The organism is Amycolatopsis oliviviridis, assembly GCF_014654365.1.
In the GTDB taxonomy this organism is placed as follows: domain Bacteria; phylum Actinomycetota; class Actinomycetes; order Mycobacteriales; family Pseudonocardiaceae; genus Amycolatopsis; species Amycolatopsis oliviviridis.
The window spans coordinates 817,228-837,130 of sequence record NZ_BNAY01000002.1; the positions used below are offsets into that span (position 1 = coordinate 817,228).

The 19,903-nt window shown below is 68.5% G+C and carries 21 protein-coding genes; 9 read left to right on the top strand and 12 right to left on the bottom strand.

Features of this window, described 5'->3' with window-relative positions; translation table 11 throughout:
* Nucleotides 1-12 precede the first annotated feature (12 nt).
* Nucleotides 13-1,158, top strand: coding sequence for an MFS transporter (locus IE302_RS10965; protein ID WP_191254362.1), 1,146 nt, complete (start codon nucleotides 13-15; stop codon nucleotides 1,156-1,158).
* On the opposite strand, the gene IE302_RS10970 is transcribed toward IE302_RS10965, so the two are convergent.
* From IE302_RS10970 to IE302_RS10985, 4 genes are read right to left on the bottom strand one after another with little or no spacing between them, the layout of a single operon-like run.
* Nucleotides 1,142-2,293: an acetyl-CoA C-acetyltransferase gene (locus tag IE302_RS10970; RefSeq protein WP_191254363.1), complete on the bottom strand. Its 1,152-nt coding sequence runs from the start codon at nucleotides 2,291-2,293 to the stop codon at nucleotides 1,142-1,144. The two genes, IE302_RS10965 and IE302_RS10970, sit on opposite strands and share 17 nt — an antisense overlap.
* Nucleotides 2,286-2,891 carry a TetR/AcrR family transcriptional regulator gene (locus IE302_RS10975; RefSeq protein ID WP_191254364.1) on the bottom strand — a complete coding sequence of 202 codons (606 nt, stop codon included), beginning with the start codon at nucleotides 2,889-2,891 and terminating at the stop codon, nucleotides 2,286-2,288. Before IE302_RS10975 ends, IE302_RS10970 begins: the two co-directional genes overlap by 8 nt.
* Before the next feature lie 7 nt (nucleotides 2,892-2,898).
* Complete coding sequence (locus IE302_RS10980; RefSeq protein ID WP_191254365.1) at nucleotides 2,899-3,666, bottom strand: SDR family oxidoreductase; 768 nt, start codon at nucleotides 3,664-3,666, stop codon at nucleotides 2,899-2,901.
* Nucleotides 3,663-4,781, bottom strand: a complete 1,119-nt coding sequence (locus IE302_RS10985; RefSeq protein WP_191254366.1) for an acyl-CoA dehydrogenase family protein — start codon at nucleotides 4,779-4,781, stop codon at nucleotides 3,663-3,665. The genes IE302_RS10980 and IE302_RS10985 overlap by 4 nt, the downstream gene beginning before the upstream one ends.
* Before the next feature lie 72 nt (nucleotides 4,782-4,853).
* Here IE302_RS10985 and IE302_RS10990 point away from each other — a divergent pair, with 72 nt between their 5' ends.
* The 5 genes from IE302_RS10990 to IE302_RS11010 are packed head-to-tail and all read left to right on the top strand — an operon-like array spanning nucleotide 4,854 to nucleotide 10,219.
* On the top strand, nucleotides 4,854-6,344 hold the full coding sequence (locus IE302_RS10990) for a FadD3 family acyl-CoA ligase (RefSeq protein ID WP_191254367.1): 1,491 nt from the start codon (nucleotides 4,854-4,856) through the stop codon (nucleotides 6,342-6,344).
* Nucleotides 6,341-7,180, top strand: a complete 840-nt coding sequence (locus IE302_RS10995) for an enoyl-CoA hydratase (RefSeq protein ID WP_093932655.1) — start codon at nucleotides 6,341-6,343, stop codon at nucleotides 7,178-7,180. Before IE302_RS10990 ends, IE302_RS10995 begins: the two co-directional genes overlap by 4 nt.
* On the top strand, nucleotides 7,180-8,313 hold the full coding sequence (locus IE302_RS11000) for an acyl-CoA dehydrogenase family protein (RefSeq protein WP_191254368.1): 1,134 nt from the start codon (nucleotides 7,180-7,182) through the stop codon (nucleotides 8,311-8,313). Before IE302_RS10995 ends, IE302_RS11000 begins: the two co-directional genes overlap by 1 nt.
* Entirely contained in the window at nucleotides 8,310-9,239 is a 930-nt protein-coding gene (locus IE302_RS11005) for an acyl-CoA dehydrogenase family protein (protein ID WP_191254369.1), read from the top strand. The genes IE302_RS11000 and IE302_RS11005 overlap by 4 nt, the downstream gene beginning before the upstream one ends.
* On the top strand, nucleotides 9,236-10,219 hold the full coding sequence (locus tag IE302_RS11010; protein WP_191254370.1) for an acyl-CoA dehydrogenase family protein: 984 nt from the start codon (nucleotides 9,236-9,238) through the stop codon (nucleotides 10,217-10,219). Before IE302_RS11005 ends, IE302_RS11010 begins: the two co-directional genes overlap by 4 nt.
* On the opposite strand, the gene IE302_RS11015 is transcribed toward IE302_RS11010, so the two are convergent.
* Complete coding sequence (locus tag IE302_RS11015; RefSeq protein WP_191254371.1) at nucleotides 10,200-11,114, bottom strand: RNA polymerase subunit sigma-70; 915 nt, start codon at nucleotides 11,112-11,114, stop codon at nucleotides 10,200-10,202. The genes IE302_RS11010 and IE302_RS11015 overlap by 20 nt on opposite strands.
* Before the next feature lie 88 nt (nucleotides 11,115-11,202).
* Between IE302_RS11015 and IE302_RS11020 the strand changes: the two genes are divergently transcribed.
* Entirely contained in the window at nucleotides 11,203-11,571 is a 369-nt protein-coding gene (locus IE302_RS11020; protein WP_191254372.1) for a nuclear transport factor 2 family protein, read from the top strand.
* Between the two features lie 381 nt (nucleotides 11,572-11,952).
* Here IE302_RS11020 and IE302_RS11025 read toward each other — a convergent pair whose 3' ends face one another.
* Both IE302_RS11025 and IE302_RS11030 read right to left on the bottom strand, forming a co-directional pair.
* The gene (locus tag IE302_RS11025) at nucleotides 11,953-13,134 is read right to left on the bottom strand and encodes an HNH endonuclease signature motif containing protein (protein WP_191254373.1); all 1,182 of its coding nucleotides are present in this window, start codon (nucleotides 13,132-13,134) and stop codon (nucleotides 11,953-11,955) included.
* Nucleotides 13,135-13,214: 80 nt separating this feature from the next.
* The gene (locus IE302_RS11030) at nucleotides 13,215-13,511 is read right to left on the bottom strand and encodes a hypothetical protein (protein WP_229907707.1); all 297 of its coding nucleotides are present in this window, start codon (nucleotides 13,509-13,511) and stop codon (nucleotides 13,215-13,217) included.
* Between the two features lie 164 nt (nucleotides 13,512-13,675).
* Between IE302_RS11030 and IE302_RS11035 the strand changes: the two genes are divergently transcribed.
* Nucleotides 13,676-14,722, top strand: a complete 1,047-nt coding sequence (locus IE302_RS11035) for a fatty acid desaturase family protein (RefSeq protein ID WP_191254374.1) — start codon at nucleotides 13,676-13,678, stop codon at nucleotides 14,720-14,722.
* Nucleotides 14,723-14,753: 31 nt separating this feature from the next.
* On the top strand, nucleotides 14,754-15,104 hold the full coding sequence (locus tag IE302_RS11040) for a transcriptional regulator (protein ID WP_191254375.1): 351 nt from the start codon (nucleotides 14,754-14,756) through the stop codon (nucleotides 15,102-15,104).
* Here IE302_RS11040 and IE302_RS11045 read toward each other — a convergent pair.
* From IE302_RS11045 to hsaA, 5 genes are all read right to left on the bottom strand, one after another.
* The gene (locus IE302_RS11045) at nucleotides 15,092-16,255 is read right to left on the bottom strand and encodes a S8 family peptidase (protein ID WP_373307944.1); all 1,164 of its coding nucleotides are present in this window, start codon (nucleotides 16,253-16,255) and stop codon (nucleotides 15,092-15,094) included. The genes IE302_RS11040 and IE302_RS11045 overlap by 13 nt on opposite strands.
* A gap of 107 nt (nucleotides 16,256-16,362) precedes the next feature.
* The gene (gene hsaB, locus IE302_RS11050; RefSeq protein ID WP_191254376.1) at nucleotides 16,363-16,929 is read right to left on the bottom strand and encodes a 3-hydroxy-9,10-secoandrosta-1,3,5(10)-triene-9,17-dione monooxygenase reductase subunit; all 567 of its coding nucleotides are present in this window, start codon (nucleotides 16,927-16,929) and stop codon (nucleotides 16,363-16,365) included.
* On the bottom strand, nucleotides 16,926-17,840 hold the full coding sequence (hsaC, locus tag IE302_RS11055) for an iron-dependent extradiol dioxygenase HsaC (protein WP_191254377.1): 915 nt from the start codon (nucleotides 17,838-17,840) through the stop codon (nucleotides 16,926-16,928). The genes hsaB and hsaC overlap by 4 nt, the downstream gene beginning before the upstream one ends.
* Nucleotides 17,840-18,688 carry a 4,5:9,10-diseco-3-hydroxy-5,9,17-trioxoandrosta-1(10),2-diene-4-oate hydrolase gene (hsaD, locus tag IE302_RS11060; protein ID WP_191254378.1) on the bottom strand — a complete coding sequence of 283 codons (849 nt, stop codon included), beginning with the start codon at nucleotides 18,686-18,688 and terminating at the stop codon, nucleotides 17,840-17,842. Before hsaD ends, hsaC begins: the two co-directional genes overlap by 1 nt.
* Nucleotides 18,688-19,863: a 3-hydroxy-9,10-secoandrosta-1,3,5(10)-triene-9,17-dione monooxygenase oxygenase subunit gene (hsaA, locus tag IE302_RS11065; RefSeq protein ID WP_191254379.1), complete on the bottom strand. Its 1,176-nt coding sequence runs from the start codon at nucleotides 19,861-19,863 to the stop codon at nucleotides 18,688-18,690. Before hsaA ends, hsaD begins: the two co-directional genes overlap by 1 nt.
* Between the last annotated feature and the right edge of the window lie 40 nt (nucleotides 19,864-19,903).

Consider the following 19,903-nt stretch of genomic DNA (forward strand, 5'->3'; position numbering starts at 1 on the left):
TCTGGAGGGGTAGTGCGTCTCGGAGTCGTCCTGTTGTTCGCCGTGGCCGCCGGGACGGCCGTCGCCACGATCTACTTCGCCCAGCCGTTGCTCGTCACCATGGGTGCCGATCTCAGGATCGCCGCATCGACCGTCGGCGGCATCGTCACGCTCACGCAGCTCGGCTACGGCCTGGGCCTGTTCCTCCTGGTCCCGCTCGGTGACCTGCTCGAACGACGGCGGCTCGTCGTAGGGCTGCTGATGCTGCTCGCGATCGCCGAACTGGTCGCCGCCACCGCCGCGAACGGCCTGGTGCTGCTCGCCGGGATGGCGTCGATCGGTGTGCTCGCGGTGGTCACGCAGCTCCTGGTCGCGTTCGCGGCCTCGCTCGCGGACCCGGCCGGACGCGGCCGGGTGGTCGGCCTCGTGACCACCGGCGTCGTCCTCGGGATCCTGCTGGCGCGCACGGTTTCCGGAACGCTGGCCGACCTCGCCGGCTGGCGCGCGGTGTACGTCGTGTCCGCCGGCGTGACCGTGCTGATCGCGATCGTGCTGTACCGCGTGCTGCCTGCTTCGGCACCCGCCGGGAACGACATGAGCTACCGGCGGCTGCTGCGTTCCACGTTGTCCCTTTTCGTCGAAGAACCGGTCTTCCGGACGAGCGGGACACTCGCGCTGCTGATCTTCGCCGCGTTCGGCACCCTGTGGAGTTCCGTCGCCCTGCCGCTCAGCGAGGACGGCCTGTCGCACACCGCCATCGGCGCGTTCGGGCTGGCCGGGGCGGCGGGCGCGCTGGCGGCGGCACCCGCCGGACGGCTCGCGGACCGCGGCCGGGCACAGTGGACGACCGGGCTCGCGCTCGGACTGCTCCTGGTGTCGTGGCTGCCGCTGGGGTTCACGCGCACGTCACTGTGGGCCTTGGCGGCGGGCGCGATCCTGCTCGACCTGGCCGTCCAGGCCGTGCACGTCACGAGCCAGACACTGATCTATCCGCTGCGGCCGGACGCCGGCAGCAGGCTGATCGGCGGGTACATGATCTTCTACTCCGTCGGCAGCGGTGCGGGAGCCATCGGCTCGACAGCCGTTTACGCCGTCGCGGGCTGGACCGGGGTCTGCCTGCTCGGCGCGGCTTTCAGCGCTCTCGCGTTGGCCGTGTGGGGCGTCAAAGCCGCTCGATGATCGTGACGTTCGCCGTCCCGCCGCCTTCGCACATGGTCTGCAGCCCGTAGCGGCCGCCGCGGCGTTCGAGTTCGTGCAGCAGGGTCGCGAACAGTTTCGTCCCGGTCGCCCCGATGGGGTGACCGAGCGCGATCCCGCCGCCGTTGACGTTGACGCGGTCCGGATCGGCGCCGGTCTCCTCGATCCACGCCAGGACGACGCTCGCGAACGCCTCGTTGACCTCGAACAGGTCGATGTCCTCGATGCTCAAGCCGGTCTTGCGCAGCGCGTGCGCGGTCGCCGGGATCGGCCCGGTGAGCATCCACACCGGATCGGCCGCCCGGACCGAAAGGTGGTGGATCCTGGCACGCGGGGTGAGGCCGTGGTCCTCGACGAACTTCTCCGACGCGATGAGTGTCGCGCTGGCACCGTCCGAGATCTGGCTGGCCACGGCCGCGGTGATGCGCGAACCCTCGCTCAGCGGCTTCAGCCCGGCCATCCGTTCCAGCGTGGTGTCGCGCCTGGGCCCCTCGTCCAGGCCGACACCGGCGAACGGCGCGATCTCGGCGGCGAACCGGCCTTCGTCGATGGCCGCGATCGCGCGCTGATGGCTGCGGTAGGCGAATTCCTCCATCGCCTCCCGGGTCAGGTCCCAGTGCTCGGCGATCATGTCGGCACTGCGGAACTGCGAGACCTCGACGCTGCCGTACCGCTCCTGCCAGCCCTTCGAGCCGGAGAACGGGTCTTCGAAGCCGTACTCCCGCCCGGCCAGCATCGCCGCGCTGATCGGGATCGCGCTCATGTTCTGCACGCCGCCGGCGAGGACGAGGTCCATCGTCCCGGACAGCACCGCCTGCGCGGCGAAGTGCACGGCCTGCTGGCTCGAACCGCACTGCCGGTCGATCGTCACGCCCGGGACGTGGTGCCCGAATCCGGCCGCGAGCCACGCCGTCCGCGCGATGTTCCCGGACTGCGGTCCGAGTGTGTCGCAGCAGCCCAGGATGACGTCGTCGACCAGGTCGGCCTCGACCCCCGACCGTTCGACGACGGCCTGGATGACGTGGGCGCCGAGGTCGGCGGAGTGGACGCCGCTGAGCGCTCCCCCGCGTTTGCCGACCGGGGTCCGGACCGCGTCCAGTACGTAAGCTTCAGCCACGGCGTTTCCTTGTCTTCGTCGCGATGCCGTCCAGCAGGATCCCGAGGTATTGCTGCGCGACGTCGTCCGCGCTCAGCGATCCGTCGGGGTTGTACCAGCGCACTGCCACCCAGACGGTGTCGCGGATGAACCGGTAGGTGAGTTCGACGTCGAGGTCCTCGCGGAACACGCCGGCCGCGATGCCGTCGGTGAGGATCCCGTTCCACAGTTTGCGGAATTCGGTGTTGCGGTCGTTGAGGTAGTCGAAACGCGGCAGCTGCATCAGATGCTTCGCTTCGGACTGGTAGATCGCCACCTCGGCGGGCCGCCGGTGAATGGATTCGAACGACGCCACGACGACGGCTTCGAGCGTTTCCCGCGGTCCTCTGCCTTCCGCGACGATCTCGGCGTAGGCGCCGAAGAGTTCGTCGAGGAACACGGTGAGGATCTCGTCGGCCATCGACTCCTTCGAGTCGAAATGGTGGTAGAGGCTGCCCGAAAGGATTCCCGCCGCGTCCGCGATGTCCCGCACGGTGGTGGAGACGTAGCCGCGCTCGGCGAACAGCTTCGCCGCGAGGGCGAGCAGTTCGGCGCGGCGGGACCCTGGGCTGGCTTTCATCGGAACCTCACGCATGCTGGGAACTCACGGACAAGACCTCGCCGGTGAGGTACGACGAGTACTCACTGGCGAGGAACACCATCACATTCGCCACTTCCCAGGGTTCCGCCGCCCTCCCCGAGACCTCGCGGGCGGTGAGTTCGGTGAGCAGTTCGTCGCTGGTCACCTTGGCCAGGAACGGATGCATCGCCAGGCTCGGCGCGACGGCGTTGACCCGGATGCCGTGTTCGGCGACGTCGACGGCGGTGCAACGGGTGAGCGCCATGACACCGGCCTTCGCGGCCGCGTAGTGCGCCTGCCCGGCCTGCGCGCGCCAGCCGATCACGGACGCGTTGTTGACGATCACCCCGCCGTCGCCCTGTGCGATGAACCGGTTCACCGCGGCCCGCGTCGCACGGAACGTGCCGTTGAGGGTCACGTCGATGACCCGTGACCACTCCTCGTCGGTCATGTCCACAATGGACTTGGTGCCGCCGAGCCCGGCGTTGTTGACGAGCACGTCGATCCGGCCGTAGTGCGCGGCGGCTCCGTCGATGAGCGCCTGGACCTGGTCTTCTCGCGTGACGTCACAGGGAATCGCGTGGACGTCGCCGAGTTCGGCGGCCTTCTCTCCCAGGCGACGCTCGTGCCAGTCGCTGATCACGACCCGGGCGCCTTCCTCCAGCGCGCGTTTCGCCACCGCGGAACCGATCCCGGTGCCGGCCGCCGCCGTCACCACGACCACCTTGTCCCGCAGGAGATTCGCCCCCTCGGGGTATTTCGGCACCGGAATCACGGTCGCACCTCTCGGGGAAGGCCGAGCACCCGCTCGGCGATGACGTTGCGCTGGATCTCGTTGGAGCCGCCGTAGATCGTGTCGGCCCGGGTGAAGAGGAAAAGCCGTTGCCAGGCGTCGAGCCCGTCTTCCGCGAGCATGCCCCGCGCGCCGCGGACGAGCATCGCCAGCTCCCCCAGGTCGCGGTGCCAGTTCGCCCAGACCAGTTTGGACACTTCGGCGACGCCCGGCGAAGAGTCGCCCAGGGTGCGGATCGCTTGTGCCCGCATGACCTCCAGGCCGACCCAGGCGCGGTCGATCCGCTCGGCGATCACCGGGTCGTCCGGCGCGATCCTGGTGAGTTCTTCGAGTTCCCGGCGGAAGCCGACCTGCTGCCCGAGCGTCGCGACGCCGCGCTCGAAGGCGAGCGTGCCCATCGCCACTCGCCAGCCGTCGCCGGGTTCGCCGACGACCATGTCCTTCGCCGTGCGGGCACCGTCGAAGAAGACTTCGTTGAACTCCGACGTCCCGGTGAGCTGCTGGATCGGGCGGACCTCGACCCCGGGTTGTCGCATCGGAACGAGCAGATAGGACAGTCCTTTGTGGCGCTTCGAGCCGGGCTCGGTCCTGGCGAGGACGAAACACCAGTCGGCCACGTGCGCGAGCGACGTCCACACCTTCTGGCCGTTCAGCACCCATTCGTCGCCTTCGAGGGTCGCGGTCGTCGACACCGCGGCGAGATCGGAGCCGGCACCGGGTTCGGAATAGCCCTGGCACCACAGTTCCTCGACGGCCACGATGGGCGGCAGGAACCGCTTCCGCTGTTCCGGCGTGCCGAAAGCGATCAGGGTCGGGCCCAGGAGTTCCTGAGCCAGGTGACTCACCCGCGCCGGCGCTCCCGCTCGCGCGTATTCCTCGTGGAAGACGACCTGCTGTTCCAGCGTCGCGCCCTGCCCGCCGTGCTCGACCGGCCAGCCGACGCAGGTCCAGCCCGCCGCGGCGAGCCGTCGTTCCCACTCCACCCGTTCGTCGAAGGCCTCGTGCTCCCGCCCGGGACCGCCCAACCCCCGCAGTTCCGGCGGCAGGTTGTCCGCCAGCCAGGTGCGCACACGGTCGCGGAAACCGTCCTGAGCCACACGTGCCTCCTCTAGCCAAACCAGAGCCTGCTGCGTAGGCTACCCTACCAAGCACTTGCTAGGGAGACTTCGATGACAGAAGGAACCATTCCAGCGGCGCTCGACCAGGCCGCGGAACGCTTCGCCGGACGGGAAGCACTCGTCGACGGCGAAGTCCGGTTCACCTATGCCGAACTCGCCCGGCGGGTGCGGCAGGCGGCACGGTTCTTCGAAGGCCACGAACGGGTCGCGATCTGCTCCCCCAACACCTGGCATTGGGTGGTCGCCGGGCTCGGCGCGCTGTACGCCGGCGCGACGCTGATCCCGGTCAACACCCGGTTCACCGCCCGCGAGACCATCGACGTCCTCGAACGCGCGGAGGTCTCCGCGCTGGCGATCACCGGCACGTTTCTCGGCACGGACCGGCTGGCGGAGCTCGGTTCCTCCCGGCCCCGCACGGTGCTGCGGATCCCCGTGGAAGGCACGGAAGAACCGGTGGACGGCGTCACGGAATGGGACTCGCTCGCCGGTCTCGACAGCGATTTCGTCAGCCACGTGGAACCCGGCGACGTCAGCGACATCCTGTTCACCTCCGGGACCACGGGCCGCAGCAAGGGCGCGATGAGCAGCCACCGGCAGGCGCTGAGCGTCGCCGAGGCCTGGGCGGACTGCGGCGGCCTGACCGAGAACGACCGCTACCTGGTGGTCAATCCGTTCTTCCACAGTTTCGGCTACAAGGCGGGCATTCTCGCCGCGGTGCTGCGTGGCGCGACCTTGCTGCCCCAGCGCACCTTCGACGTCCGGGAAACCCTGCGGCTCATCGAATCCGAGCGGGTCACGGTGCTTCCCGGCGCACCGACGATCTACCAGGTACTGCTGGACGCGCCCGAACGCGCGGACCATGACCTGTCCAGCCTCCGGCTCGCCGTCACCGGGGCCGCCACCGTGCCGGTCACGCTCGTGGAGCGGATGCGCGAGGAACTGAATCTCGACACCGTGCTCACCGCGTACGGCCTCACCGAAGCCGTGGTGGCCACGATGTCCCGCCCCGAGGACGACGCCGAGCTGGTGGCGAACTACTCCGGCCGCGCGACGGCGGGCTTCGAGGTGCAGCTCGGCGAGCACGACGAGGTCCTGCTGCGCGGTCCGAACGTGATGCTCGGCTATCTCGACGATCCGGAGGCCACCGCGAAAGCCGTCGACGCCGACGGATGGTTGCACACCGGCGATGTCGGCGTGCTGAACGAACGCGGCTATCTGAAGATCGTCGACCGGATCAAGGACATGTACGTCAGCGGCGGGTTCAACGTCTACCCCGCCGAGATCGAGCAGGCGCTGAGCAGACTGGACGGTGTCGCGGAATCCGCCGTCGTCGGCGTGCCGGACCACCGGCTCGGCGAGGTCGGCAAGGCCTTCGTCCGGTTGCGCCCCGGAGCCGAACTGTCCACAGAGGACGTACTGGCGTGGTGCAAGGCCGAATTGGCCAACTACAAGATTCCTCGATTTGTCGACTTCGTGGCGGAACTTCCGCGAAACCTGTCGGGGAAGGTGCTGAAACGCGTGTTGCGGGAGGAGAACGGATGACCGTCGAGTACGAGCGACGCGGGCCGGTGGCCGTCGTCACGATGAACCGGCCGGAGTACCGGAACGCGCAGAACTCGGCGATGACCTACGCGCTCGACGCCGCGTTCAGCCGCGCGGTCGACGATCCCGAGGTCAAGGTGATCGTGCTGGCCGGGGCGGGTAAGCATTTCTCCGCCGGGCACGACATCGGGACGCCGGAACGCGACGTCGACGTCTCGTTCGAGCGCAAGGCGGTCCTGTGGTGGGATCACGTCGGCGCCGAGGGCGGCGACCAGCGGTTCGCGCGCGAGTCGGAGGTCTACCTCGGGATGTGCCGCCGGTGGCGCGAGATCCCGAAACCGACCATCGCGAGTGTGCAGGGCGCGTGCATCGCGGGCGCGCTGATGCTGGCGTGGGTGTGCGACATGATCGTCGCCTCCGACGACGCGTTCTTCGCCGATCCTGTGGTGCGCATGGGGATTCCCGGTGTCGAGTACTTCGCGCATCCCTGGGTGCTGGGTCCGCGCGCGGCCAAGGAGGTGCTGTTCACCGGTGAGCGCTTCACGGCACAGCAGGCCAAGGAATGGGGCATGCTGAACCGCGTGGTCCCCCGCGCCGACCTCGAAACCGAGACCATGGCGCTGGCGGAGAAGATCGCGGTGATGCCGCGGATGGGGCTCGCGCTCGCCAAGAAGGCCGTCAACCAGGCCGAAGATCTGATGGGCCTGCGGTCCGGAATGGACTCCGTGTTCGGGCTGCATCACTTCGCGCACGCGCACAACGCCGAGATGTCCGGTGGTGACTCGCTGGGCGGGCAGGACGCGCGCTCGATGCGCGACGCGAACAGGACCTCGTGATGGATCTCGATCTCGACGAGCGCACGCTCGCCTTCCGTGACGAAGCACGGTCTTGGCTCGCCGCGAACGTTCCGGCCGAGCCCTTGAAGTCGTTCGACACCGCCGAAGGATTCGCGCAGCACCGCGAGTGGGAAACCCGGTTGGCCGAAGCGCGCTGGTCGGTCGTCTCGTGGCCGCGCGAGTTCGGCGGCCGGGACGCGAGCCTCCTGGAATGGGTGCTGTTCGAGGAGGAGTACTACGCGGCGGGAGCACCGCTGCGGGTCAACCAGAACGGCATCTTCATGCTCGCCCCGACGCTGTTCTCCCACGGCACGGAAGAACAGCAGCGCCGGATCCTGCCGAAGATGGCGCGCTCGGCGGAGGTCTGGGCGCAGGCCTGGTCGGAACCCGAGGCGGGCAGCGACATCGCCGCGCTCCGGAGCACCGCGACCCGCTGCGACGGCGGCTGGCGGGTCAGCGGGCAGAAGACCTGGAGTTCACGGGCGACGTTCGCCGACCGGGCGTTCGGCCTGTTCCGCAGCGACCCGGAGTCGGTGCGGCACAAGGGACTCACCTATCTGATGGTGGATCTGCGGTCCGAGGGGGTCATCGTCCGGCCGATCCCCCAGCTGGACGGCGAACCGGGGTTCGCGGAGATCTTCTTCGACGACGTCTTCGTCCCCGACGAGGACGTGATCGGCGCGCCCGGCGAGGGTTGGCGGGTCGCGATGACGACGGCGAACAACGAACGCGGCCTGTCCTTGCGCAGTCCCGGCCGGTTCCTCGCCGCGGCGGACAGGCTGGTCTCGCTCTGGAACGACGCCGGCCGTCCCGCGCACACCGCCGACAGGGTCGCCGACGCGTGGATCGGCGCGCGGGCCTACCAGCTGTACACCCTCGGCACGGTCACGCGGCTCTCGGACGGCGCCGAGCTCGGCCCGGAATCGAGTGTCAACAAGCTTTTCTGGTCCCACCTCGACGTCGAGCTGCACGAAACCGCGCTCGACGTCCTCGGCCCGGACGCCGAACTGCGGGGCCGCTGGAGCGACGGCTGGCTGTTCTCCCTGGCGGGCCCGATCTACGGCGGGACCGACCAGATCCAGCGGTCCATCGTCGCCGAACGACTACTCGGCCTGCCGAAGGGGGCACGATGAGGTTCGCGCTTTCCGGTGAGCAGGAGCAGTTCTCTCGCAGCCTGCACGATCTGCTGTCCGATATGGACACCGATTCGGCCAACCGGTCCTGGGCGACGGGCGATCACGGCCCCGGTCTCAAGATCTGGCGACGGCTGGCGGAACTCGGGGTGACCGCGCTGGCCGTCCCCGAGAAGTACGACGGGCTCGGCGCGACACCGGTCGATCTGGCCGTCGGCTTCGAACGGCTCGGCTACCACTGTGTGCCCGGCCCGTGGACCGACACGGTGGCCGTCCTGCCGTCGCTGCTGGACGACGAGCTGCTGATCTCGGTCGCGTCCGGTGAGACGCTCGCGTCGGTCGCGTTCGCACCGCATGTGCCGTACGCCTTGGATTCCGACGTCGCCGATGCGCGTCTCACCGTCGAGAACGGCAGGTTGCGCGCGTTCGCGCCAGGCACACTGTTGTCCTCTGTGGACGGTTCGCGACGGCTGTTCCCCCCGGTGGCGGGAGACGATCTCGGTGTGGCGCTCGACGCGGACCGCGCGTTCGAGCTGGGCTGCCTGGCCACCGCCGCGCATCTCCTCGGCGCGGGACGGTGGCTGCTCGACACGGCCGTCGCGTACGCCGCGCAACGCAAGCAGTACGGGCGGGAGATCGGCGGGTACCAGGCGGTCAAGCATCTGCTCGCCGACGTCGCGACCAGGCTCGCGCTGGCCGAGCCACTGCTGTTCGGCGCGGCCGTCACCATGGATCCGCGCGACGTCTCGGCGGCCAAGGTGGCGTGCGGCGACGCCGCGCATCTCGCCGCCCGGACCGGGCTGCAGGTGCACGGGGCGATCGGTTACACCGCGGAACACGCGCTCGGCCTGCGGCTGACCAGGGTCCGCGCGCTGGTCGGCGCCTGGGGCACGCCGCGGTTCCATCGGGAGCGGGTGCTGTCGTGACGTTCACCGCCGAACAGGACGCGCTGCGGGACAGCGTCCGGAAGCTGCTGGACCGGGAGGCGGTTCCCTGGCCTGAGCTGTGCGAACAGATCGGTGTGGCGGCGCTGGCCGTTCCCGAGCGGTTCGGCGGGCTCGGCGCCGGGACCGCGGAACTGCAGGTCGTCGCGGAGGAGCTGGGCCGGGTTCTCGCCGATGTCCCGTTCCTCGGTTCGGCCGTGCTCGCCGTGCACGCGATCCTGGCCACCGGCGACGACGAAGCCTGTGAGCGGCTGCTTCCCCGCCTCGCCGAGGGTGTCGTCGGCGCGGTGGCCTGGACCGACGCCGACGGCCGGTGGGACGCGCCTGCCTGCCGTGTCGTCGACTCCGTCGTGACGGGCGAGGCGCACTATGTCCTCCACGGTGACGAGGCCGAAATCCTCCTGGTCGTGGCGGACGGCTCGCTGTACGAGGTCACCGACGCGGTGGGAGTGCGCACTCCGGCGATGGACGAAACGCGGCGGCTGGCCCGCGTGACCTTCGACAGTGCCTCGGCCCGGCTGCTCGGCCCGGTCGACCTCGGCGCGCTGCGGGACGTCGCGTTCGCCGTCCTGGCCGCCGAACAGGCCGGGGCCGCGGCCCGTGCTTTCGAACTGACGGTGGAGTACAGCAAGCAGCGCCACCAGTTCGGCAGGCCGATCGGCGGGTTCCAGGCGCTGAAGCATCGGATGGCGGATCTCCACGTCCTGGTGGAAACGGCGCGATCGGCGGCCTACGCGGCTCCGGAGTCGAGCAGGCTGGCGGCGGTGGCGAAGGTGCACTGTTCGGAGGCGCTGGCGACGGTGGCGGGCGAGATGATCCAGCTGCACGGCGGGATCGCGATCACCTGGGAACATCCGGCGCACCGCTATTTCAAGCGGGCGCACGGGGCGGCGCAGTTGTTCGGGGCGCCCGGCGAGCACCTGAGGCGGGTGCGACCGCGGCTCACTCCAGAAACCGGGTGACGGCCCGGACCCGGTCCCTGTCGAGGGTGAGAACCATCAGCCCGGCCGGTGTCCCGCCGTGGCGGCACTGGAACGCGGGCTGGTTGTTCGCCCGCGTCGGCGTCATGGTGAAGCCCTCGGGGGCCGGAACGGCCATGGACACGCGGAGGAAGCCCGCGATCGCTTCGAGGCCGTGGTACTCGTGCGGCGCCGGCGGCATGGCGAGCCACGCGTCGTCGGTGAGCAGGGCGAGGACGCCGTCCAGGTCGCCCGCGGTGAAAGCGTCGGCGAACCGCTTGGTCAGCTCGCGTTCCCGCGGTGAGGGCCGGTGCCCGGTGTCGCCGCGATGCTTGTCGAGCGAGGCGCGGGCACGTTGGAGGATGCCTTTGACCGCCGTCTCGGTGGTGCCGAGCATGCTCGCGACCTCACCGGCGGGGAAGCAGAGGACGTCCCGCAGGACGAGCGCGGCGGCCTGTCTCGGTGGGAGGAGCTGGAGCCCGGTGACGAAGGCGAGTTCGATCGCCTCCCTGGCGGTGTAGCGCGCTTCGGGGCCGGGTTCGCTGTCGGCGACGCGCTCGAGGAGCTCGTCCGGGTACGGCTGCAACCAGGTCATCTCGCCGCGTCGGCTGGGCACCGGCGGGTCGAACGGCGGCACCGGCTCGGGTGGACGGCGGCGGCCCGCGTCCCGCAGGGCGTTGAGGCAGCGGTTGGTGGCGATGCGGTACAGCCAGGTGCGAAGCGACGAGCGGCCCTCGAAACCGTCGAGGCCTCGCCACGCGGCCAGGAGCGTCTCCTGGACGGCGTCCTCGGCGTCGATGAGGGAGCCCAGAATGCGGTAACAGTGCAGGTGCAGCTCGTGCCGGTAGGTGTCGGTGAGCTCCCGGAAGTCCCGCTCGTCCGTGCTCCTCGTGCTCATGGGCCGATCGTGTCACTTTCGCGGCGCACCGTTCCGTTCGGGGCGGGGCCGGTGTCTGACGGGGTGAAGATCGACGAAAGGAACCATCATGACCAGTCCCGCCTTGGACATCGCGCTCTCCTACCACCGCGCGTGGACCGGCAAGGACTTCGAGAAGGCGATGACCTACGTCGCCGACGACATCGTCTGCCACACGCCCGGCGGGCCGCTTTCCGGCGCGGAGGCGTTCCGCGGGTTCATGGGCCCGTTCACCGAGATCCTGACCGGGTCGACCCTGCTTTCGGCCTTCGGGGACGAGACGACGGCGCTGCTGATGTACGACACGGCGACGCTACCCGTGGCGAGCGCGCCCGGGGCTGAGCTGCTGACCGTGCGGGAGGGGAAGATCGTGGAGTTGCGGATCGTGTTCGACCGGGCTCCTTTCGATGCGGCGCGGGAGGCGGCTGCGGGGTCTTAGCGGGGCGCGCGGGGTCGCGGGCCGGGCGCGCCCCTGGGCATAGGCCGAAGAGTCTGCGTACTCGAATCGGCGGCGGGACCTGTTCTCGCGGGGTCTGTCCATGATCACGCAGAATCCGGCAGATCACCGTTCGCGTCAGGCCACCACCGCCTCCGCCATCACCGCACCCGAAGTGAACGGTGGTGGCGAGAGGCGGGTGGCTCGGCAAGCGGATCCCGCCTGTGCCTTCGCCACAGGCTTCCCGAAGATCGGTGTCCTGTTCACGATGTCCTGAAACATGGCATCGGCAGAACACGACACCCACCCACGACCGCGCCGGCGCGCGGGGTTGAAGCCACCCGGTGTCGCGCATCCTGGCGGCTGTAAGGACGTTCGTGCCGGTCAGAAGGGCGGGGTGTCGTCCTCCGGCTCGGGCCGCGGGTCGTGGAGTGGTTCCGGTGACGCGTCGTAGGTACGTCCGGACGGGGTGGTGATGGTCATGCCGCCGTTGCCGGTCGGCGCAGCGGACCAGCCGGGTTCTTCCTTGAGCAGATTGTGGATCTTGCAGGCGGCGTGGCAGTTGTGATGATCGGTCCGGCCGTGGCGAGCCCAGGTGATGATGTGGTCGATTTCGGAGAACTCGGCCGGTCGGTGGCAGCCGGGATGAGTGCATTCGCGATCCCGCGCCCTGATCAATCGCGCCAGCGAGGCCGGGGACCGGTACTTGTCGGCACCGGCCTCCAGAAGTTGCCCGGTGGCGGGGTCGGTGATCAACCGCGACCAGGTCGAGCCGGGATCGGAGGCGATCTCTCGCACGAGCCAGTCCGGGATGGGCCCGTACCCGGCCAGGGTCGCGGGATCGTCGCGAGCGCCGGCCAAGGTCAGGAAGTCGACGTAGACGTGGATGTGCGCGCGAGGCTTACCGTGACCGTCCTCGGCCAGCAGCCGTTCGGCGAAAATGTCGGCGCGGTGCTGATCCAGGGTCCGGGACTTGTCCTTCGCCCGGCGTGCTTGAGCGGCGCGGCTCATCGACGCGTAAATCGAGCCGGCCACCTCGGACGGCAGAAAACCGGAGAGGGTGGACATCGTCTCGTCTTCGTGTTCCAGCGAGATATGCCGTCGCGCCCGTTTCTTTTCCGACCGTTCTTTATAGCCCGCCCGGTCGAACTTCTGCACCGCACCGTTCACTGATTTGCCGATCGCGGTGGGATCACGGCCGGCGAGTCGTTTGACCATGAACGCGTCCACCTGCGCGGCGACTTCGTCCGAAACCTCGCGGGTCAGCTGGCTGACCTTCGATGCCTTGTACAGGTCGATGTCGCCTTTCTCCAGTGCCGCCAACGTGTTCGGCAAGCGCGCCACGAGAGCGCAGGACGTTTCGACCAGCAGGAAGGCCTGATTGCGAGAGACCGAGAAGCACAAGGCGACCTCCTCGGTCACCGATCTTCGCGAGCCACCCACGGCGGCGAACTCGGCTATGAACCGCACCTGACGACTCTGCGCCTGCCGAAGCGAGACTTCTTCGTCGTAGGCGGCATCGAGAATACGAGCGGCTTTCGGATTGAAAGCAAGAGTTGTGGTCATGACCAAGATCATACTCGAACATGCGTTCGAGTGCCACTAATCTCACCGAGACTCGGTCACCTTGCCCATGCCTCAATCTTCTACACGACCGTCCCTCCCGCATTGCGGATCAGCCGTTGCAGCACCTTCACCGTGGTGACGTAGTCCGCGTCGTCGATACCCTCATGGAGGACGGCACGGATGGCGGGAGCGTTGCGCGCGAGGTCGACGCGGGCCTGTTCTCCCTCTTCGGTGAGCCACAGCCGGTTCTCGGCGTCCCGAGTCAGCCAGCCACGTTCTAGGAGCACATCGGCCTCCGCTGCCAGATCGTCCTCGGGACGGATATAGGAGACCATCGCCTCTCGCAGTTCGGCGTCGGACATCGGCCGAATCGTCATGTCATTCCTCCCCTGGGTACTTCTCATACCGAGACGGTAGAACCTCAAGTGCGGTCGAGGGCAAGGGAAGCCGTTCCATCGCCGACGAGGTAGGGCCAACCCCCGCACCAACCCACCGGCGCACCGCATTCACCCCGCCCTCCCCGGAAACCAGACTCACACCGGTGACCGCAAACCTCCGCACAGGCAGCGATTTCGCCCGCCTGTCCCGCCGCGTCAGCGAAGCGGGCCTCCTCGACCGCCGTCCCGGCTACTACGTCTTCCGCATCGGCCTGGTCGCCACCCTCTTCGTCGCCGGCTGGATCGCCTTCTTCGCGATCGGGGACTCCTGGTGGCAGCTGGGCATCGCCGTCTTCCAGGCGGTGATGTTCGGCCAGATCGCCCTGCTGTCGCACGATCTCGCGCACCGTCAGGTGTTCCGGACCCGCCGTCCGAGCGAGATCGCCGGCCGGATCGCGGGGAATCTCGGGGTCGGCATGAGTTACGGCTGGTGGATGGACAAGCACACCCGCCATCACGCGAACCCGAACCACGAGGACCTCGACCCCGACGTCGATCCGGACATCCTTGTGTGGTCGAAGGACCAAGCGAGGGCCAGTAAGGGGCTCCCCCGGTTCATCGGCCGCTATCAGGCGTTCCTGTTCTTCCCGTTGCTCACCCTCGAAGGCCTGAACCTGCACTTCTCCGGCATCCGCGCGGTCTCGAAGCCGGGCATCCGGCGGCGTGGGCTCGAAGCGGCCTTGCTGCTGACGCATTTCGCGCTCTACTTCAGCGCGCTGCTCGTCGTCCTCTCACCCGGCAAGGCACTCGTGTTCTTCATCGTCCACAAAGCACTGTGGGGCGTCTACATGGGATCGATCTTCGCGCCCAACCACAAGGGCATGCCGATCCTGTCGGGCGACACCGAACTCGACTTCCTTCGCAAGCAGGTGCTCACGTCCCGCAACGTCCGCGGCGGCAGGGTCGTCGATGTCGCGCTCGGCGGGCTCAACTACCAGATCGAGCACCATCTGTTCCCGAGCATGCCGTCGCCGCATCTTCGCCGCGCCCGGCCCATCGTCCAAGGATACTGCGAGGAAATCGGCGTCCCGTATCACGAGACGGGGCTCGTCGAGTCGTACCGGCTCGCGTTGCGCAGTCTGCACGAAGCGGGTGAGCCGATCCGACTTTCGGAGGGTTCACCGGCTGAGACGACCGCCGGACGTCGTTGACACTCCAGATACGGCTTCTTACTTTCAGTGCATGACGCCCTCGAAGATCTTCCCCGGCGCCACCCTGCGTCCAGATCCGTTCCCGCAAGCCCTGCGCGCGGCGATCACGGCCAGCGGGCTGCCGCTGGACCGGATCCGCCATCGCCTCGAACTGCGCGGCGTCTCCATCAGCGTGCCCACGCTGAGCCATTGGCAGTCCGGCAGACGGAGACCGGAACGTCCGGAATCCCTCCGGGCACTGGCCGAGCTCGAACAGCTGTTGTCGTTGCCGCCCTTGGCCTTGCGCTCGCTTCTCGGCCCGCCTCGGCCACGCGGACGGAAAAGCTCGGTCCCGGCGCAACGCCGGGACCGAGCCACCACCGAGGGAACCTACCCGACGTAGAGCGTGCGGTTCGGGCTACCGCTACCGGGGTTGGTGACCAGCCCCGGAGTCGAGGCGCTGATCAGCGCCTGGGCCACCTGCGCCGCGGTGGCGCCGGTGTTCGACGACAGGTACAGCGCGGCGGCACCGGCCACGTGCGGAGCGGCGAACGAGGTGCCGTCGCCGGTGTAGGTCGCGGTGTCGTTGTCCTTCCAGGCCGAGGTGATCGAGACACCCGGCGCGAACAGGTCGATCACGGAACCGTAGTTGGAGAAGGAAGCGCGGCGGTCGGTGCGGTCCGCCGCGGCGACCGTCAGCGCTTCGGTGACCCGGGCGGGCGAAGTGTTGGCGGCGTTCACGTTCGAATTACCAGCGGCGACCGTCCAGGTGATCCCCGCCTTGATGGAGTTCCGCACCGCGGTGTCCAGCGCCGAGGACGCGCCGCCACCGAGACTCGCGTTGGCCACGGCGGGCTTCTTGGCGTTCTGGGTGATCCAGTTGACGCCGGAGATCACGCCCGCGGTCGTGCCGCTGCCGTCGGAACCGAGGACCCGCACCGGGTACAGCGAAGCACCCTTGGCGACACCGTACTTCGTGCCGGCGATCGTGGCCGCGACATGCGTGCCGTGGCCGTAACCGTCGTCCGCGTTCGTGTCGTTGTCGATGAAGTCGTAGCCCTGCTTCACCCGGCCACCGAAATCGGTGTGCGTGGCACGGATTCCGGTGTCGAGAACGTACACGTTCACATTCGACGCGGTGGTCGAGTAAGTGTACTTGTTGTCCAGCGGAAGTTTACGCTGATCGATCCGGTCGAGCCCCCACGACGGCGGATTCGTCTGCGTCGCTTCGGCGTGCAGCACCTTGTTCTGCTCCACGAAGGCGACCGCCGGGTCGGCCGCGAGACGCTTGGCCTGCCGCTCCTTCAGCGCCACGGAGAAACCGCTGAGGCCCTGCGTGTACTGCCGTCCGATGGTGCCGCCGAACTTCCCTGCCAGCGAAGGCTTGTCGGCGGTGGAGCCGTCCTTGAGCACGACGATGTAGCTGTCGGCGATGACGCCTTCCGCTCCGGCGCCGACGATCGCGCCCTCGGCGGCCTGCGCCGGCGTCACGCCTGCCAAGACCGTGACGACGGCGGCGGCCAACCCGATTCCGGCCAGTCTGCGAGAATTCACGTTGCTGTCCCCATTCCTTGGTGAGCTTCCGCCGAAAACGCTAAGCGGAAGCACCAAGAAAGGACAGCTTTACATTTTTTCAGTTATACGATTATCCAGTTATACGGTCAAAGCCAATCATCCGGGCGCGGCCACGGCATCAGCGCGGCGAGCGCGTCCGTCACCGGTTCCGTCACCGTGTACCGCCCGCGATGGAACAACAGCGGCCGATCGTCGGACGGTTCCCCGAGCGCGGTCACCCTGCCGACGACGACGTAGTGGTCACCTGCTTCGTGCACGGCTTCGAGCGTGCAGTCGATCCACGTCAAAGCCCCTGCCAGCAAAGGGGATCCGGACGGCGCGGGCGTCCAGTCGATCGACGCGAACTTGTCCGCGCCCCGGGCACCGAACACCGCGCTGACCTCCTGCTGGTCCTCGGAGAGCACGTTGACGGCGAACCGGCCGGACTCGGCGAGCACCGCCCACGTCCGGGAAGTCTTGGCAGGACAGAAAAGCACCAGTGGCGGATCCAGTGAGAGCGCGGCGAACGACTGGCACGCGAAGCCCACCGGCGCCTCGCCGTCGTGCCCGGTCACCACGGCGACACCGGTGCAGAAATGCCCGAGCACCGTGCGGAACCGCGCGGCGTCGATCTCCGCAGCGCTGTCCGGGCTGACTTCCGTCACCGGGGTCACGACTGCCCCGGCGGACGGGCGCCGACTGAAAAGTCGTGTCCCCACAACGAAACCGCCGTACTCTCTCGGGCGATCCAGCTCTCGTCGTCCACTTGCCGACCCTCGCAGCCGTATTCGACGTCGAAGCCGCCGGGAGTCTTCATGTAGAACGAGAGCATCAGATCGTTGACGTGCCGCCCGAGAGTGGCCGACATCGGCACCTTCCGGCGGATGGCCCGGTCGAGGCAGAGGCCGACGTCGTCGGTGTTCTCCACTTCGACCATGAGATGCACGATGCCGCTCGGCGTCGGCATCGGGAGGAACGCGAGACTGTGGTGACGCGGGTTGCAGCCGAAGAACCGCAGCCACGCCGGCGCGCCGTCGGCGGGCCTGCCGACCATCTGCGGCGGCAGTTTCATCGAGTCCCGCAGCCGGAACCCGAGTACGTCACGGTAGAACCGCAGGGACGCGTCATCGTCGTGGGTGGACAGTACGACGTGCCCGAGTCCTTGCTCCCCGGTCACGAACTTGTGGCCGTACGGGCTCACCACGCGCCGATGTTGCAGCGCGACGCCGTGGAAGACTTCGAGTGTGTTGCCGGAAGGGTCCTCGAAGGACACCAGACCGTCGACCCGCCGATCGGCCAGCTGATCCGGGGTGCCTTCCTTGTACGGCACAGAGTGCGCGTCGAGTGAGGCGCGGATCTCGTCGAGTTCGCCGGCGTGGGCGACCTCCCAGCCCGCCACCGCGAGCCGGTCCTTTTCACCGGGGAAGACCACCAGCCGCGCCGGGAAGTCGTCCATGCGCAGGTAGAGCGCTTCGGGATTCGTGCCGGAGCCCTCGACCATGCCGAGGACCTTCAGCCCGTATTCGCGCCACGCGGCCATGTCGGTGGCTTCGATGCGGAGGTAGGCGAGCGAACGGATACCCATCAGGAGGCTCCCAGGAAGTCGAGTGCCAGCCGGTTGAACTCGTCGAACTTCTCCAGCTGCGCCCAATGGCCGCAGCCGCCGAAGACGTGCAGCTGGGCACGCGGGATCGTCTTGAGCGCGAGCAGCGCACCGTCGAGCGGGTTGACCCGGTCCTCCCGGCCCCAGATGAGCAGCACCCGCTGCCGCAGGCGATGCGCCTCGCGCCAGAGCATGCCCTCTTCGTAGGTTTCGGGCTGGGCGAACGACTTGCCCATCGCCTTCATCGCGGCGAGCGACTCGGGCGCGCTCGCGACGGCGAACCGCTCGTCGATCAGCTCGTCGGTGATCAAGGACTGGTCGTGCACCATGACCCGCAGGAAGGCTTCGAGCTTCTCCCGGCTCGGCCCCGGCGGGGCACTGAACCGGCCCAGGTTCTTGATGCCCTCGGTCGGATCGGGCGCGAACAGGTTGACGCTCAGCCCGCCCGGCCCCATCAGCACCAGCCGTCCGGCGCGTTTCGGATGGTTGAGCGCGAGCCGCACGGAAGTCCCGCCGCCGAGCGAGTTGCCGACGAAATGCGCCCGCTCGATGCCGAGTTCGTCCATCAGCCCGACGACGGCGTCGGCGCTGTGCCGGAAGTACTGCGGATGCTCGGTCGGCTTGTCAGACCTCCCGAATCCGGGCTGGTCGATGGCCAGCGTCCGGTAGTTCTTGCCGAACACCGGCAGGTTGCGGCCGAAGTTGCTCCACGCCGACGCGCCGGGACCGCCACCGTGCAGGAGGATCACCGTCTCCGGATGCTCCGTGCCCGCTTCGTGGTAGTGCAGCTTCAATCCACCTTGGACGGTGGCGTACTTGCCCTCGGTCATCAGACCATCGCATTCTCGACGGGCAGCCCGAAGGCGCCGGTTCCGAACATGACGTAGGCGCGCTCGGCGTCGTTCGCCGCGTGCACCCGGCCGGCGTGGGCGTCGCGCCAGAACCGCTGGATCGGCGTTCCGGCCTTCAACGCCCGGCCGCCGGAGTTCTCGAAGAGCCTGTCGATCGCGAAGATCGCGCGCTCCGTGCCGCGGACCTGGTCGCGGCGGACCCGCAGCCGCGTGGGGAACGGCAGCTTCTCCCCCTTGCACGCCAGCTGGTACAGCTCGTCGATGTTGTGCGTCAGCTGGAGCCAGGCCGCGTCGATCTCGCTCGCCGCTTCGGCGATCCGCACCTTGGCGAACGGGTCCTCTTTGGACTGTTCGCCCGCATACGCCGCACGGACCCGCTTGCCCTGATACTCGACGTGCGCGTCGTAGGCACCCTGGGCCATGCCGATGATCGGCGCGGTGATGGTGCTCGGATGCACCGAACCGTACGGCAGTTTGTACAGCGGCCCGGGGTTGATCTCCTGGCCGGGCGTCTTGCACTTCGACGTCGCGATGAAGCTCAGCGCGCGGTGTTTCGGGACGAACACGTCGTTCACGATGATGTCGTTGGACCCGGTGCCGCGCAGGCCCACGGTGTCCCAGACGTCTTCGATCGTGTAGTCGGAGATCGGCACCAGGTAGGTGCAGAAGTCGACGGGTTTGCCGTCCTTGAACGTCGGCCCGCCCAACAGCACCCAGGTCGCATGGTCGCAGCCCGAGGAGAAACTCCAGCGCCCGCTGAGCCGGTAGCCGCCCTCGACGACGTCCGCCTTGCCCATCGGCGCGTACGACGAGGAGATCCGGACATCGGCGTCGTCGCCCCAGACGTCCTGCTGCGCCTGCGCCTCGAACAGGCCGAGGTGCCACGGGTGGACGCCGAGGATGGAGGCGACCCAGCCCGTGGACCCGCACGCGCTCGCGACGAGTTTGACCGCGGTGTAGAAGCTGACCGGGTCCGCTTCGAGCCCGCCGAAGGTCTTCGGCTGCAAGAGCTTGAAGAAACCGGTCTCCTGCAGGGATTTGACGGATTCCTCGGGAACGCGCCTGGCGTCCTCCGCCTCCTGCGCCCGTTCCCGCAGGACCGGCAGCAGCTCCCGGATCCCCGCGATCACGTCCTGCGCGGCGTGCTCGCTCATATGCGTTCCCTCTCTCGACATACTCCGTGAACCGGATTCA